Genomic DNA, 14,146 nt, shown 5'->3' on the forward strand with positions numbered 1-14,146 from the left:
GAAGGCTTTTGTGTATAAGAACGCATTTCGAAACAATTCTATGCAAGTTTGTTTCGTAATGAGCCGTTTAGGCGGTTTTTGCGCCCGTCCGGTTAAGAAAAGCTGCCAGATGCGTACACATCACGCAGCGCGCGGGCTTGGCGCTGGCGATCGGCCCAAACAACAGACCGAGTCCCCGATGGTTATCCTTGAGCGCGGCGACCATCTGACGGGTTCGAGGCGCCTCGAGCATATCACGCATGCGGGCGGAACGCTCGATTGACGACACTCCATGCGGGCTCAGACACAAATTCTCGATGCAGGCGACCAGTCCGGCAAAGTAGAACTTTTGGCTTGCCAGCTTGAGCCGACCACCGCTATCTGCTTCCGAGAGTGAGTCCGCAAGCTCGTCGAGCGCCCGGGCGTCATCGGATACCTTGGCATACATGGTGGGATCAAAGGCATCTGTAAGCTTAGGCGCCGCCGCGTGGAAACAAGCGTCGCCGCATCCGGAGACGCGCTGTGCCTGCGAGAGCGCGCACGCCATAAACCCAACCGTGCGAAACGTCTTATCGCACAAAAGACATGCCTCAAACAGTGGACGGCTGTACATCACGCCAGAGACTTGAGCAACCAAGCCGCCTAAAATCAACTGGGGCAGCCCAGTCACCATAGAAGACTCGTCTTCTATGGCAATAGAGGCAGCATCCAAGACGCGCGAATGACGCTCGCGATGCGCATCGTATCGATCGAGCGACACCGAGGGGAGCACAATGTCTGCCGCAGTATTGCACGCGATATCGACCATCTTGGAAAGGGCCTGCGGAGCAAACCACTCATCGGCGTTCATGGCGATGATTTGAGAGCCGCGCGAGGCATCAAAACCGGCACGAAGACAAGCGCCGCGCTTCGCGTCCTCGACGTCAATCAAATCAATATGGATGTCCCTGTCGGCAGCAACTTGAAGCGAATGGCGCACACCGGGCACAGCATCGCGGCAGACAACGACAATCTGCAAATCATAGAGGTCTTGGTTCTGGATACTCTCGAGCGCACGCATCGCATAGCTGGGCGAACCTTCTACCACAAGGATCACCGAAAGTCGCGGATGCGAACAACGTCGAACCAAGTTTTCCATCCTCTCGATAGCACCAAATCAAACTGTCGTTCATGGTACACCCGAGCTATAAAAGCAACGAGCCGCCTAACATGTTGCACGCCAAGAACAGATGTTGCACACGCGCAGCTCACACATAGTATGTGCAAGGCACAGACGCGCCGAGCACTCCCCTAGTCGAGAACGACAAGCTCGTCGGGGCCGTAATCCACACCCATAAACGTAAGGCCGCAGGCAGGCGCCGTGGGACCCGCAGCGGTTCGGTCACGGGCGTCAATAACCTCGCGCATCCACTGGGGATCGCGACGATGCATGCCAATCTCCACGAGCGTTCCTACAATGGTACGCACCATCGAGTGCAAAAACGCATTGCCCTCGATAGTGAAGGTCAGGATATCCTCGCCAAAAGCGACCTCGTGGCCAAACTCCGCACGCATCACGCAGCGGTGCGTGGGCTTGCCCACAGCAGAGGCAACCTTGCAAAAGCTCTTAAAGTCCTGCTCGCCCAAAAGCGCAGGGCAGGCGGCCGCCATCGCATCGACGTCGAGGGGATAGCGATGCCACCACACCGCACCGCGCGAGAGCACGGGGCGCGCATCGCGATCGGCAATACGGTACGTATACGTACGGGACCGCGCGTCAAAGCGGGCAGAAAAGCCCCTACGGGCCTTGTAGACCTCGTTTATGGCGATATCTTTGGGCAGGAGGGCATCCATAGCCCTCAGCCACCTACGGCGCGTCAGAGCAAGCTCAGCGTCCGTTACGGGCACGCTAATGTACTGGGCCACCGCATGCACGCCGGCATCGGTACGACCCGCACACGTCAGATCGATCGGGCGGCGCAGCAGCGTCTCGATAGCGCGGCGCAACTCGCCCGCAACGGTCGTCTGGCCCGGCTGCTCGGCAAATCCGCTATAGGACGAGCCATCATAGGCAACACAGAATACAAGCGTGGCATCGAGCTCAGGAATCGAATTGAAATCAGACGGCGCGGTCATGGGCGCTCCCAACAAACAATCAACGGTATCGCGACAAAAAAAGAGGGGTACGCGAACGTACCCCTCGAATATAGCCTATGCAGACGGATTGTCTACTCAGCGGTCTCCTCAGCAGGAGCCTCCTCGACGGCCTCGACCTTCTTGGGAGCAGCGGCCTTCTTGGGGGCCGGAGCAGCCTTCTTGGCCTTAGGCGTGCAAGGCTCGGTGACGAGCTCCATGATAACGATAGGAGCGTTGTCGCCCTTACGGTTGCCGAGCTTCATGATGCGGGTATAACCGCCGTTGCGGTCCTGCCACATGCCCTGGGCAGCCTTGTCGAAGATCTCGGCAACGAGCTGCTTATCGCCGAGCTTGGCGATAGCCAGACGACGAGAGTGCAGGTCGCCCTTCTTGGCCCAAGTGATGATCGGATCGACGACCGAACGCAGCGCCTTAGCGCGGGTCTCGGTGGTCTTGATGCGGTCGTTCTCGAAGAGGGCCTTAGCAAGGCTCTTCTTCATGGCCTTGGTGTGGCTCGCATCGGTGCCGAGCTTCAGGCCCTTCTTAACGTTGTGACGCATGGTCTAGTTTCTCCTCAAATATGCGAAGCATTAAGCCTTCAGGCTCAGGCCCATGGACTCAAGCTTGTCCTTCACTTCCTCGATCGACTTAACACCGAAGTTACGGATGTTGAGCAGATCGTTCTCCGAGAACTCAACGAGTTGACGGACCGAGTGAATGCTGGCGCGCTTAAGGCAGTTGTAAGAACGGACGGAAAGGTCCAGATCCTCGATCTGCTTGTCCAGCTCGGCGTTGTCGTTGGTGACCTCGGGAGCGAAGATCGAAGCCTCCTCCTCAACCTCGGGGGTCTCGGCAAGGTTCATAAAGGCGGCCATATGCTGATTGATGATATTGGCAGCCTGGACCACGGCGTCGCGCGGGGCGATGGAGCCGTTGGTCTCGATCTCGAGGACAAGGCGGTCGTAGTCGGTGTGCTGACCGACACGGCAAGCCTCAACGAGCTTGGCGCAACGGGAAACCGGCGAGTACAGCGAGTCGACGTGGATCACACCGATGGGATCGTTGTCGCGCTTGTTGGCCTCGCCAGAGACATAGCCGCGGCCATAGCCGATGCGCATGCTCATGGTGAGATGGCCACCCTCGGTGAGCGTAGCGATGTGCTGCTCGGGGTTGACCAGCTCAAACTCGGACGGAATAAAGAAGTCCGCACCGGTGACCTCGCAGGGGCCGTCAACCGAGATGGTGGCGGTCGCCTCGTCGGTCGTGCCGAGAGCCCTGAAGACAAGACCCTTGACATTCAGGACGATGTCGGTGACATCCTCGACCATGTTAGGGATGGTCATGAACTCGTGCTGCGCACCATCGATCTGAATAGCCTCGACGGCGGCACCCTCGAGCGAGGACAGAAGAACGCGACGAAGGGAGTTACCCAGCGTATCGCCGTAACCACGCTCGAGCGGCTCGACGGAGACACGAGCAGACGTCTCGTTGATCTCTTCGACCTGAACCTGAGGCCTAATGAATTCTGACATGTATTACCTCCAGCCTCAGCAGCCCGGATGGACTACTTAGAGTAGAGCTCGACGATGAGCTGCTCGTTGATATCACCGCTGATCTGCTCACGCGTCGGCAGAGCGAGCACGTTACCAGACAGCTTCTCGATATCGACCTCGAGCCAGCCAGGGACCTCAAAGCGCTCGGAGGAAATCAGGGCCTCCTTGATGGGGAGGAGGTCACGGAACTTCTCGCCGACAGCGACGACGTCGCCGGCCTTGACGCGGTAGGACGGGATGTCCACACGCTTGCCGTTCACGGTGAAGTGACCGTGACGGACGGACTGACGAGCCTCTTTGCGGGTGCGGGCGAAGCCAAGACGGAAGACGACGTTGTCGAGGCGAGACTCAAGGATGATCATGAGGTTCTCACCGGTGACGCCGTTCATCTTGCGGGCCTTGTTGAAGTAGCCGTGGAACTGCTTCTCCAGAACGCCATAGATGAACTTGACCTTCTGCTTCTCGCGCAGCTGCATGCCGTACTCAGATTCCTTGCGACGGCGCTTGGGCTGACGGATAGATTCCTTCTTGCTGCTGTAACCGAGCTCAGCGGGATCGATCCCGAGCTGACGGCAGCGCTTAAGAACAGGAGTCCTGTCGATTGCCATATTGATACGATCCTTTCAGTTACACGCGGCGACGCTTCTTGGGGCGGCAGCCGTTGTGCGGAATGGGGGTCTTGTCCTGGATGCTCGAGACCTCGAGGCCAGCAGCCTGGAGGGAGCGGATGGCGGTCTCACGACCGGAGCCGGGGCCCTTGACGAAGACGGAAACCTTCTTCATACCGTGCTCCATGGCCTGCTTGGCAGCAGCCTCGGCAGCCATCTGGGCAGCGAACGGCGTGGACTTACGGGAGCCCTTGAAGCCCACCTGGCCAGCCGACTTCCAGGAAATGACGTTGCCCTGGGGATCGGTGATCGAAACGATCGTGTTGTTGAACGTAGAACGAATGTGAGCCTGGCCCACGGAAATGTTCTTACGGTCCGCGCGCTTCAGACGGGCAGCGCGAACGTTCTTCTTAGCAGTAGCCATCTATCTAGCGCTCCTTATTTCTTCTTCTTAGCACCGATCTGACGCTTCGGGCCCTTGCGGGTACGAGCGTTAGTGTGGGTGCGCTGGCCGCGGACCGGGAGGCCCTTGCGGTGACGAAGGCCGCGGTTGCAGCCGATGTCCATAAGGCGCTTGACGTTCTGGTTGCGCTCACGGCGGAGGTCGCCCTCAACCATGATCTGGTTCTTGTCGATATAATCACGGATGGCGTTAACCTCATCCTCGGTGAGGTCCTTAACGCGCGTATCCACGTTAACGTTGCACTCGACGCAAATCTTCGTCGCAGTGGTGCGGCCGATGCCGTAAATGTAGGTCAGACCGATCTCAACGCGCTTCTCACGCGGGAGGTCGACACCATTAATACGGGCCAACGTAGTCTCCTCTCTTAACCCTGACGCTGCTTATGACGGGGGTTCTCGCAAATGACGAGGACCTTGCCATGGCGCCTAATGATTTTGCATTTATCGCACATCTTCTTGACCGAAGGACGTACCTTCATCGTTCTTCCTTTCGGTAGCGCTCAAACTACTTCCCTACTATCTACTCGCCCAGCCGCAGGCGTTTAAAACTATGGCTGGTCTTCACACACAATCCGACCGTAGGTTGAGCTAAGCCTGCAGTCGGAAAAGGAGTGCGTGTATGCGTGCCGCTATTTATAGCGATAGGTGATGCGGCCGCGGGTCAGGTCGTACGGGGAAAGCTCCACGACAACCCTGTCACCGGGGAGAATACGGATGTAATTCATTCGAATCTTGCCAGAAATGTTGCACAGAACCGAATGACCGTTCTCGAGCTCAACCTTAAACATGGCGTTGGGCAGCGGCTCCTTTACCGTACCCTCGAGCTCAATTGCGTCTTCCTTCTTCACAAGCAATCATCTTTCTCTAGAAAACGACAGCGATTGAGTATTCTACAATACGCATGCACGTATCGTAATATCTTCGTAATGGCTCCACAACTAAGCGGAACTTGTTACATTTCTCCGCCTTGGAGCGAACACCAAGCACCTTGGGCATCCGTGGTGAGAATCACCGGGCCGTCATTGGTAATGGCGACGGTGTTCTCGTAGTGCGCGGCGGGCAGGTGGTCGTTGGTCGTGACGATCCAACCGTCGGAGCCCGTGCTCACATGGTTGGAACCCATCGTAACCATCGGCTCGATGGCAATGACCATGCCGGCCTGGAGGCGAACGCCCCTCCCCTTCTTTCCATAGTTAGGAACGTTGGGGTCCTCGTGCATCACGCGGCCAATGCCATGACCCACATAGTCACGAAGCACACCATAGCCGTGAGACTCGGCGAGAGACTGAACGGCATAACCAACATCCCCGATATGGTTACCGGGGACAGCCTGCTCGATGGCAGCCTTAAGGCAATCGCGCGTAACCTCGCACAGGGCCTTGGCCTCGGGCGTCGGGGTGCCGACGAAAAACGTCCAAGCGTTATCGCCGACCCAACCGTCAACAACGGCTCCCGTATCGATGGAGATGATATCGCCATCGCGCAGGATCATGTCGGGGTTGGGAATACCGTGGACCACGGCATCGTTTATCGATGCGCAAATGGTCCCCGGGAACCCGCCGTAACCCTTAAAGGCCGGGGTGCCGCCATGCATGCGGATAATCTGCTCCGCGAGCTGATCAAGCTCAAAAGTCGAAACACCAGGGCGCACCATGGCTCCAACGTGGCGGAGCGCCATCTTAGATAGCGCTCCTGCCTTCTTCATCTGCTCGATTTGCGTTGCAGACTTAATCTTGATCATAGACCGAGAGCCTCTTTGACATCCCCGTATACGGTCTCGCGAGCCTGGTCACCGTTGACCGACTTGAGCAGACCCTGGCCACGATAGTAGTCGACGAGCGGGCTCGTGGACTTCTCGTAGACGTCGAGACGGTTCTTGATGGTCTCGGGCTTGTCGTCGTCGCGCTGATACATCTCGCCTGCGCACTTGGGGCAGGTAGCATCGGCAGCGGTGCCGGTGTAACCGCAGGCGCGGCAGGTGCGACGCGAAGACAGACGATCGATGATGACCTCGGGGGCCACGTCGACCAGAAGGGCGCAGTCGATCTCGCGACCCATGGCGGAGAGCTCGGAATCGAGCGTCACAGCCTGGGCGGTGTTGCGCGGGAAGCCGTCGAGGATGAAGCCCTGCTGGGCGTCATCGGCAGCAAGGCGCTCCTTGACAAGGTCGATCACGAGCTGGTCGGGAACGAGCTCGCCAGCGTCCATGTACTTCTTAGCCTGAATACCAAGCTCGGTGCCACCCTTGACGGCAGCACGCAGCAGGTCGCCCGTGGAAATGTGAGCGACGCCAAACTCGGCGACGAGCTCCTGTGCGACGGTACCCTTACCGGCACCCGGAGCTCCGAGCAATACGAGGTTCATGAGCAATCCTCCTCTAGCCTATTTAAAGAATCCATCGTAATCATACATCTTGATCTGGCCTTCGAGCTTATCGACCGTGTCGAGCACGACGCCGACCATGATGAGGATGGACGTGCCGCCAAATGCCTGGATCAGATGGTTACCCGTGAAGGAGAAGATGATCGAAGGCACGATGGCGATGAGCGCCAAAAAGACAGCGCTGGGAAGCGTGATCTTGTTGAGCGCGTTCTTGATGTAGGCCGCGGTAGCCCTACCCGGACGGACGCCCGGAATAAAGCCGCCCTGCTTCTTAAGGTTGTCGGCCGTGTCATCGGGGTTGAACACCATGGAGGTGTAGAAGTACGCGAAGAACACGATGAGGACAACATTAAGCACCCAGTTGAGCCAACCGGTCGAAAGCGCGGAGGCAACTGCCTGAATCCAGCCGATGCCGGGGAAGAACACGGCAATCTGAGCCGGGAAGTACAGCAGCGCCGAAGCGAAGATGATCGGCACGACGCCCGCGGTGTTGACCTTGATGGGCAGGTAGGTGGTCTGGCCACCCATCATGCGACGACCCACAACGCGCTTAGCGTAGGAGACCGGAATGCGGCGCTGGCCGCGCTCAAGGAAAACAATCAGCGGGATAACCAGCAGGATGATGGCGCAGATGATCACCATGGTGATGATGCCACCGGCATTGCCCTCGGTGCTGGAGAAGATCGCCTGCGGCAGACCGGCCATGATGTTCGCAAAGATGATCAGCGACATGCCATTGCCGATACCGCGCTGGGTGATGAGCTCACCAATCCACATGATCAGCATGGCGCCCGCGGTGAGCGTGCCGACGATCATGAGGTCGAAGATGATCTCGGGAGCGCCGGCGCCAGTAAAGCTGATGCCGAAGCTCTTAAAGAGGAAGAGGTAGCCCACGGAGTTGAGGATTGCCAGAGCCAGGGTGAGGTAACGCGAATACTGCGTAATCTTGGTCTGACCGACCTCGCCCTCGCGGGCAAGCTCATGCAGGGAAGGCACAACGGCCTGGAGCATCTGGAGGATAATCGAGCTGGTGATGTAAGGCATGATGCCCAGCGAAAACACCGACACATAGCTCAACGCGCCACCAGAGAAAAGATTCAGGAGGGCCATAGCACCTGCGGCGACCGAATTGTTATCGGTCGAGAAAAGGCCCAGCATCCCCTGGAAGGGAATGCCGGGCACAGGAACGTGCGCACCAATGCGGTACACGACGAGCATAGCTATGGTAAAAAGAATCTTTTCGCGCAATTCTTTGATGCGGAAAGCATTCTTAAGACCATTTAGCACGGCAGCTCGACCTTTCCGCCGGCGGCCTCGATCTTGGCCTGCGCAGAAGCGCTGACCTTGTCGACCTTGACCGTGAACTTCTTGGTGAGCTCACCATTGCCGAGCACCTTGACGGGCTCGAACTCGCTCTTGGTGATGCGAGCGGCCTTAAGAGCGGCACCGTCGATCACAGCGCCGTCCTCGAACTTGCGCTCGAGACGCTCAACGTTAACGGCGGTGTACTCGATACGACGGGGGTTGCGGAAGCCCGGAAGCTTGGGCAGGCGCATAGCCAGCGGAGTCTGGCCACCCTCGAAGCCGGCACCCTTGGTGCCGCCAGAGCGGGAACCCTGGCCCTTCTGACCGCGACCAGAAGTGGTGCCGTGACCCGAAGAATTGCCACGGCCGACGCGTTTGCGGTTCTTGGTGGAACCGGGCGCGGGAGTAAGATCGTGAAGCTGCATTTGCTACTCCTCTACAATCTCGACAAGGTGCTTGACCTTGAAGATCATGCCGCGGACGGACTCGTTGTCAGCAATCTCGCGAACCTCGCGGATCCTGTGGAGACCGAGGGCACGGACAGTACGGACCTGGTCCTGCTTGCAACCGTTGGTGCTGCGGACCTGCTTGATCTTGATGGTGTCAGCCATGCTTAGTTCTCCTTACCGACGAACATCTCGGAGACCGTCAGGCCACGGCGAGCCGCGACGTCCTCAGGGCTGGAGAGCTCCTTGAGGCCCTCGACGGCAGCCTTGATGATGTTGAGGCCGTTGTCGGTACCGAGGGACTTGGACAGGACGTTCTTGATGCCAGCAAGCTCGAAGAGGGGACGCACAGCGCCGCCGGCGATAACGCCGGTACCCTCGACAGCGGGCTTGATGATGATGCGGCCGGCACCAAAGTGGCCGAGAACCTCGTGCGGGATGGTGCCCTGCTCGGTCACCGGCACGTGGAACATGTTCTTCTTGGCATCGAGAGACGCCTTGGAGATGGCCAGGGGCACCTCAGCGGACTTGCCCATGCCAACGCCAACGTTGCCCTTGCCGTCGCCAACGACGACGAGAGCGACGAGGCTCATGCGACGACCACCCTTGACGGTCTTCGACACGCGGTTGATGTAAACGACGCGCTCCTCGAACTCGGAGGCCTCGCGCTGCTGCTTCTGATTACGAGCCATGTGCTACATACCTCCTAGAACTCGAGACCGGCGGCACGAGCACCGTCGGCGAGGGCCTTGACGCGGCCATGGTAGATACGGCCACCGCGATCGAAGGCGACCTTGGTGATGCCGGCCTCGATGGCACGCTTGCCAACGAGCTGACCGACCTTCTCCGCAGCCTCCTTGTTCGAGGTGTGGGTGCCCTTGAACTCGGCCTCGAGGGTCGAGGCGGAGACGAGCGTCAGGCTGGAGCCCTTGCTGTCGTCGATGATCTGGGCATAGATGTTGGCGTTAGTACGGGTCACGCGAAGACGCGGACGCTCGGAGGTACCCGAGACCTTGCCGCGAACACGACGCTGACGACGCTTGAGGCCTTCCAGCTTCGCCTTATGCTTGTTCATACGTAAACTCCTAAAAAGGTTGATCTTGCCAGCACCTGACGGGGTGCTGGTCTTATGCGAGTGAGTCGGTTACGACTACTTGGCGGCCTTACCCAGCTTGCGGCGGATGTGCTCGCCAACGTAGTGGATACCCTTGCCCTTGTAAGGCTCGGGAGGACGATGGCCGCGGATCTCAGCGGCGATCTGACCGACCTGCTGCTTGTTGATACCCTTGACGTTCACGTGGGTGTTGTCGGGAACCTCGAAGGTGATGCCCTCGGGAGCCTCGACGATCACGGGGTGCGAGAAGCCCAGGGAGAACTCGAGGTTCTTGCCCTTCTGCTGCACGCGGTAACCGACGCCGGCGAGCTCGAGCTTCTTCTCGAAGCCCTCGGAAACGCCAACAACCATGTTGTGGATGAGGGCGCGGGTGAGGCCGTGGCGGGCACGGGTCTCACGCTCGTCGTCGGGACGGGAAACGGTGAGGACGTTGTCCTCGACGTTGATAGCGAGCTTCTCATAGATATCGAGCTCGAGCTGGCCCTTGGGGCCCTTGACGACAACGTTGTTGCCGTTGACTGCCACTTCGACTCCGGCGGGAATCTGGACAGGCTTATTACCGATACGAGACACGGTGATCTCCTTTCCTTCTACCTACCGAGCGAATTACCAGACGTAAGCGATGATCTCGCCGCCGACGTTGTGCTTGCGAGCATCGCGGTCGGTCATGACGCCATGGCTGGTGGAAATAATGGCGGTACCAAGGCCACCGCGGACGCGGGGCATGTCGGCAACGCCGGTGTACTTACGCAGGCCCGGCTTGGAAATGCGGCGGATGCCGTTGATGACCTTAGCCTTCTTGGGACCATACTTAAGCGTGATGTGCAGAGTCTTCTGGGGAACGGTGTCCTCGACATCGTAGCCCTCGATGTAGCCCTCCTCGTGCAGAACACGAGCGATCTCGACGAGCTTCTTGCTGCTCGGCATGGAGACCGTGGCCTTGTTCACAGAGTTAGCGTTACGGATGCGCGTAAGCATATCTGCGATCGGGTCTGTAAGGTTCATACAGATTCTCCTTCGTTCTTGATGAACACGTGCTCTTGGTTCTTCGCCGCCCTTAACGGCAAAGCCTTTTTAGCGCGTTTTCCCTGTTCCAAACTGATGCTTGAAACGCTGGTAGTGACTTACCAGCTGGCCTTCTTAACGCCGGGAAGCTCGCCCTTGAGTGCAAGCTCGCGGAAGCAGACACGGCACAGGCCGAACTTGCGGTACACAGAGTGCGGACGGCCGCAGCGCTGGCAGCGCGTGTACTCACGAGTAGAGAACTTCTGCTTGCGATTGCACTTGACGATCATCGATGTCTTAGCCACTTATATCCTCCTCACATAGAGTATTGTTCGCCCCCAAGCGCCGCCCCCTTGTGGGAACGGCGCTTATAGGGCAGGTGAACCTATTTCTTGAACGGGAAACCGAAGGCGTCCAGAAGGGCCTTGGCCTCCTCATCGGTGTTGGCGGTGGTCACGAAAGTGATGTCCATACCACGCTGGTGATCGACGGAGTCGAAGTCGATCTCGGGGAAGATGAGCTGCTCGGTGACGCCCATGGAGAAGTTACCACGGCCGTCGAAGCTCTTGGCGGAGATGCCGCGGAAGTCGCGGATACGGGGAATCGCGACGGAGGTCAGACGATCGAAGAACTCCCACATACGGTCGCCACGCAGGGTAACCTTGCAGCCGATCGGCATACCAGCGCGCAGGCGGAAGGTAGCGATGGACTTGCGGGCACGGGTGATCATCGGCTGCTGGCCGGTGATGGCGCGCAGGTCGCGCACGGCACCGTCGATGGCCTTGGAATCGGTAGCGGCCTCGCCGACACCCATGTTCACGACGATCTTCTCAAACTTGGGGATCATCATGACGTTCTCGTACTGGAACTTGTCCTGAAGCTGCTGCTTGACCTCGTTGTTGTACTTGGTCTTCAGACGCGGCACATACTTCTCTTCTGCCATTGTTCACTCCTTCTTGGGGTTTTAAGCACGGGGCGTGGCCACGATGGGTTGTCCTCGTGCCTCCTGGCTGCATCCGCGCCGCTCATGGCATTTCGCGGTTTGGACTCGACGCAGCAGGAGCCGACAAAACAATCGGTACTATACGCGCATTGGGTGCGTATTTCCAGAAAAACCTCGTCTGCCTGCACAACTCCACAACTCCCCCGCACAAATTGATCCCTAGGGCACGGAGGAAAACAGCAGTTGCGGTGAGATAGGGACTGTTTGATGGCTTAACAGGCTTTAACAGTCCGTATTTCACCGCAACTCATATATGGGGATGCGATTAGCGCTTGCGGGGGACGAGTTTGGTGCGGCGCAGGTGGATCATCTCGGCGGCGATGGAGATGGCAATCTCCTCGGGATCCTCGGCCTGAATGGCAACGCCGATCGGCAGGCGCAGCCCGTCGATCTGGCCCTGCGTAAAGCCCTCCTGCTCCAGGCGGGCGCGCACAAAGGCCGTCTTGCGGCGCGAGCCCAAGCAGCCCAGATAGGCGGGTTTCGCGCGCATGGCCTGAATCACCACGTCGATATCGGACTTGTGGCCTGCTGTGGCCACGACCACCAGGTCGCGCGGGCCGATGGGGCACTGCTTGCTCAGGTTCTTGTAATCGACCAGGCGACGATCGTAGACACCGGGCACCCATTCGGGCGTCAGCGTGCCGGGGCGGTCATCGCACGCCACGACGGCAAAGCCCGCCGCCGTGAGTACGCGCGCCGTCGCAGCGCCCACGTGTCCGCAGCCAAAGATGTAGGTCAGGCCCTCGGGGCAGAGCGTCTCGATGTGCGCCGGGGGAATCTCGGAGGCGGCGTTGGTGTAGGTGACCTTACTCCCCTCCTCCACCAGCGAAAGCTCGGGGCAGCCGGCAATGGTATGGCGCGATGTCTCGCCATGGTACTCAACCACATCGCCCTCGAGCGCGCTCGCGATAAACGGTTCAAAGTCGATGACGAAGTCGCCGATGTGCCGATAGGCCAAGACGTCGGCTATTTCCTGGAACAACGGTGCCTGAGTCGCATCCAAATGCAGGTAGCACAGGCAGATGGCTCCGCCGCAGATCATGCCGGTATCGGAGTTCTCGCCGCCCATGGTGTAGCGGACCAGACGCGATTGCCCTGCGGCCAGCAGCTCGCGCGCCTCGTCCAGCGCAAAGAGCTCAATCTTGCCGCCGCCGATGGTGCCCGCTTGGCTGCCATCGGCAAAGACGGCCATCCAGGCGCCCACGCCGCGTGGTGATGACCCCGCCGTACCGGCCACGACCACGAGCTCGCACGTCTCGCCAGCACGCAGGGCGGCAAGCGCCGCATTCACAACATCGAGCTTTTCCATTGCCGCCTTCTATCCTCTAAAGACATCGGTGAGCATAGCGAGTGCCTCGAGCACGCCGCCGCCGACCGATGTCGCCTTGTCCGAAATATAGTTGATGTAGCTGGCGTCGCCGCGCGGATCGACATCGGCGCATTTAAAGCCCTCAGTCACCTGCACGCCGTTCGCCAAAAGCCCGCGCAGACAGCCATCGATCTGCGTGCACATGGGCGTATCGCCCGCGTAGCCAATCACGTCTCCGGCGCTCACGATGTCGCCGATTGCGCGGTCGGACCGAAACACGCCGGCGGCGGGGCTGTGGATAACACGTTCCTTGCCATAGCCGGCGATAATGCCCGGCACGCCCGTGTTGGGCTGGGGCGAACCTTGGGTAATGACACGGCCGAGAAAATGCCCGCGCATGGTCTCGACCACGGCGTCGCAGTCAACCGGCGCGGTAAAGCCCGGCCCCACAGCGATGACGGCAGGCGCCATGTCGCGCGTGGTGCCCAAGTTGCGCTTAGCCAAAATCGCGTCGACCACAGCCGTGGGTTTAAGCTCATCGAGCATCTTGGCCTGAGGGTCCACCACAACGGCGACGTCTCCAGCCTTGGTAATCTCAAGCGCCTCAGCCGGCGTCTGTGCCAAGCGAGCGCGAATGCCTTCGACCTCGACCTCGCCCAGGCGAATGGCCTCGCAAAAACAGATTGTGCGGCGGATGCACGTGGGAACCGCGATATCGGCCATAACGACCGAAACGCCGGCGCGCACCAAGCGAACGGCGACGCCCGTGGCGATATCACCGGCGCCGCGAACATAAACGAGCATTCCCGGGGCACCTCCCTGTGCTACGGTTTGAGCAGAGCAAAAGCGGTTCGGCCGCTACTCT

General features: G+C 59.3%; 22 protein-coding genes. All 22 read right to left on the reverse strand.

Annotated features, from left to right (window positions below; all coding sequences use genetic code 11):
* Positions 1 to 67 precede the first annotated feature (67 nt).
* The 22 genes from DWV58_RS00325 to yqeB all read right to left on the reverse strand — a co-directional run bounded on the left by DWV58_RS00325 (position 68) and on the right by yqeB (position 14,085).
* On the reverse strand, positions 68 to 1,108 hold the full coding sequence (locus DWV58_RS00325; RefSeq protein ID WP_158564492.1) for a glycosyltransferase: 1,041 nt from the start codon (positions 1,106 to 1,108) through the stop codon (positions 68 to 70).
* 161 nt (positions 1,109 to 1,269) lie between these two features.
* Positions 1,270 to 2,094 carry a tRNA pseudouridine(38-40) synthase TruA gene (gene truA, locus DWV58_RS00330; protein ID WP_117629206.1) on the reverse strand — a complete coding sequence of 275 codons (825 nt, stop codon included), beginning with the start codon at positions 2,092 to 2,094 and terminating at the stop codon, positions 1,270 to 1,272.
* A gap of 92 nt (positions 2,095 to 2,186) precedes the next feature.
* Positions 2,187 to 2,654, reverse strand: coding sequence for a 50S ribosomal protein L17 (gene rplQ, locus DWV58_RS00335; RefSeq protein ID WP_006235277.1), 468 nt, complete (start codon positions 2,652 to 2,654; stop codon positions 2,187 to 2,189).
* Between the two features lie 30 nt (positions 2,655 to 2,684).
* Entirely contained in the window at positions 2,685 to 3,626 is a 942-nt protein-coding gene (locus tag DWV58_RS00340; RefSeq protein WP_006235276.1) for a DNA-directed RNA polymerase subunit alpha, read from the reverse strand.
* A 32-nt stretch (positions 3,627 to 3,658) separates the two neighbouring features.
* On the reverse strand, positions 3,659 to 4,255 hold the full coding sequence (gene rpsD / locus DWV58_RS00345; protein ID WP_006235275.1) for a 30S ribosomal protein S4: 597 nt from the start codon (positions 4,253 to 4,255) through the stop codon (positions 3,659 to 3,661).
* Between the two features lie 19 nt (positions 4,256 to 4,274).
* Positions 4,275 to 4,679, reverse strand: coding sequence for a 30S ribosomal protein S11 (gene rpsK, locus DWV58_RS00350; RefSeq protein ID WP_006235274.1), 405 nt, complete (start codon positions 4,677 to 4,679; stop codon positions 4,275 to 4,277).
* Positions 4,680 to 4,693: 14 nt separating this feature from the next.
* Positions 4,694 to 5,068, reverse strand: a complete 375-nt coding sequence (gene rpsM / locus DWV58_RS00355; RefSeq protein ID WP_022094275.1) for a 30S ribosomal protein S13 — start codon at positions 5,066 to 5,068, stop codon at positions 4,694 to 4,696.
* A 14-nt stretch (positions 5,069 to 5,082) separates the two neighbouring features.
* Entirely contained in the window at positions 5,083 to 5,196 is a 114-nt protein-coding gene (gene rpmJ / locus DWV58_RS00360) for a 50S ribosomal protein L36 (protein ID WP_006363204.1), read from the reverse strand.
* Positions 5,197 to 5,346: 150 nt separating this feature from the next.
* Entirely contained in the window at positions 5,347 to 5,565 is a 219-nt protein-coding gene (infA, locus tag DWV58_RS00365; RefSeq protein ID WP_035137443.1) for a translation initiation factor IF-1, read from the reverse strand.
* A 104-nt stretch (positions 5,566 to 5,669) separates the two neighbouring features.
* The gene (gene map, locus DWV58_RS00370) at positions 5,670 to 6,458 is read right to left on the reverse strand and encodes a type I methionyl aminopeptidase (protein ID WP_006235270.1); all 789 of its coding nucleotides are present in this window, start codon (positions 6,456 to 6,458) and stop codon (positions 5,670 to 5,672) included.
* Entirely contained in the window at positions 6,455 to 7,081 is a 627-nt protein-coding gene (locus DWV58_RS00375) for an adenylate kinase (protein ID WP_055252238.1), read from the reverse strand. Before DWV58_RS00375 ends, map begins: the two co-directional genes overlap by 4 nt.
* Before the next feature lie 18 nt (positions 7,082 to 7,099).
* Positions 7,100 to 8,386 carry a preprotein translocase subunit SecY gene (gene secY, locus DWV58_RS00380; protein WP_117775826.1) on the reverse strand — a complete coding sequence of 429 codons (1,287 nt, stop codon included), beginning with the start codon at positions 8,384 to 8,386 and terminating at the stop codon, positions 7,100 to 7,102.
* Positions 8,380 to 8,829, reverse strand: a complete 450-nt coding sequence (gene rplO, locus DWV58_RS00385; protein ID WP_006235267.1) for a 50S ribosomal protein L15 — start codon at positions 8,827 to 8,829, stop codon at positions 8,380 to 8,382. Before rplO ends, secY begins: the two co-directional genes overlap by 7 nt.
* A 3-nt stretch (positions 8,830 to 8,832) precedes the next feature.
* Complete coding sequence (gene rpmD / locus DWV58_RS00390; protein WP_006235266.1) at positions 8,833 to 9,015, reverse strand: 50S ribosomal protein L30; 183 nt, start codon at positions 9,013 to 9,015, stop codon at positions 8,833 to 8,835.
* A gap of 2 nt (positions 9,016 to 9,017) precedes the next feature.
* A complete protein-coding gene (gene rpsE / locus DWV58_RS00395; protein ID WP_055252236.1) occupies positions 9,018 to 9,542 on the reverse strand; it encodes a 30S ribosomal protein S5 in 525 nt (174 codons plus the stop codon).
* Positions 9,543 to 9,556: 14 nt separating this feature from the next.
* Positions 9,557 to 9,925 carry a 50S ribosomal protein L18 gene (gene rplR, locus DWV58_RS00400; RefSeq protein WP_006235264.1) on the reverse strand — a complete coding sequence of 123 codons (369 nt, stop codon included), beginning with the start codon at positions 9,923 to 9,925 and terminating at the stop codon, positions 9,557 to 9,559.
* A gap of 75 nt (positions 9,926 to 10,000) precedes the next feature.
* A complete protein-coding gene (rplF, locus tag DWV58_RS00405) occupies positions 10,001 to 10,537 on the reverse strand; it encodes a 50S ribosomal protein L6 (RefSeq protein WP_117775827.1) in 537 nt (178 codons plus the stop codon).
* 33 nt (positions 10,538 to 10,570) lie between these two features.
* Positions 10,571 to 10,969 carry a 30S ribosomal protein S8 gene (rpsH, locus tag DWV58_RS00410; protein WP_006235262.1) on the reverse strand — a complete coding sequence of 133 codons (399 nt, stop codon included), beginning with the start codon at positions 10,967 to 10,969 and terminating at the stop codon, positions 10,571 to 10,573.
* 119 nt (positions 10,970 to 11,088) lie between these two features.
* Complete coding sequence (locus DWV58_RS00415) at positions 11,089 to 11,274, reverse strand: type Z 30S ribosomal protein S14 (protein WP_022094280.1); 186 nt, start codon at positions 11,272 to 11,274, stop codon at positions 11,089 to 11,091.
* 80 nt (positions 11,275 to 11,354) lie between these two features.
* Positions 11,355 to 11,912 carry a 50S ribosomal protein L5 gene (gene rplE / locus DWV58_RS00420; protein WP_006235260.1) on the reverse strand — a complete coding sequence of 186 codons (558 nt, stop codon included), beginning with the start codon at positions 11,910 to 11,912 and terminating at the stop codon, positions 11,355 to 11,357.
* Between the two features lie 325 nt (positions 11,913 to 12,237).
* Positions 12,238 to 13,281, reverse strand: coding sequence for an XdhC family protein (locus tag DWV58_RS00425; protein ID WP_117775828.1), 1,044 nt, complete (start codon positions 13,279 to 13,281; stop codon positions 12,238 to 12,240).
* A gap of 9 nt (positions 13,282 to 13,290) precedes the next feature.
* The gene (gene yqeB / locus DWV58_RS00430; RefSeq protein ID WP_117775829.1) at positions 13,291 to 14,085 is read right to left on the reverse strand and encodes a selenium-dependent molybdenum cofactor biosynthesis protein YqeB; all 795 of its coding nucleotides are present in this window, start codon (positions 14,083 to 14,085) and stop codon (positions 13,291 to 13,293) included.
* Positions 14,086 to 14,146 lie beyond the last annotated feature (61 nt).

Origin of the sequence: Collinsella sp. AF11-11, from assembly GCF_003465485.1 — a bacterium.
GTDB lineage: Bacteria > Actinomycetota > Coriobacteriia > Coriobacteriales > Coriobacteriaceae > Collinsella.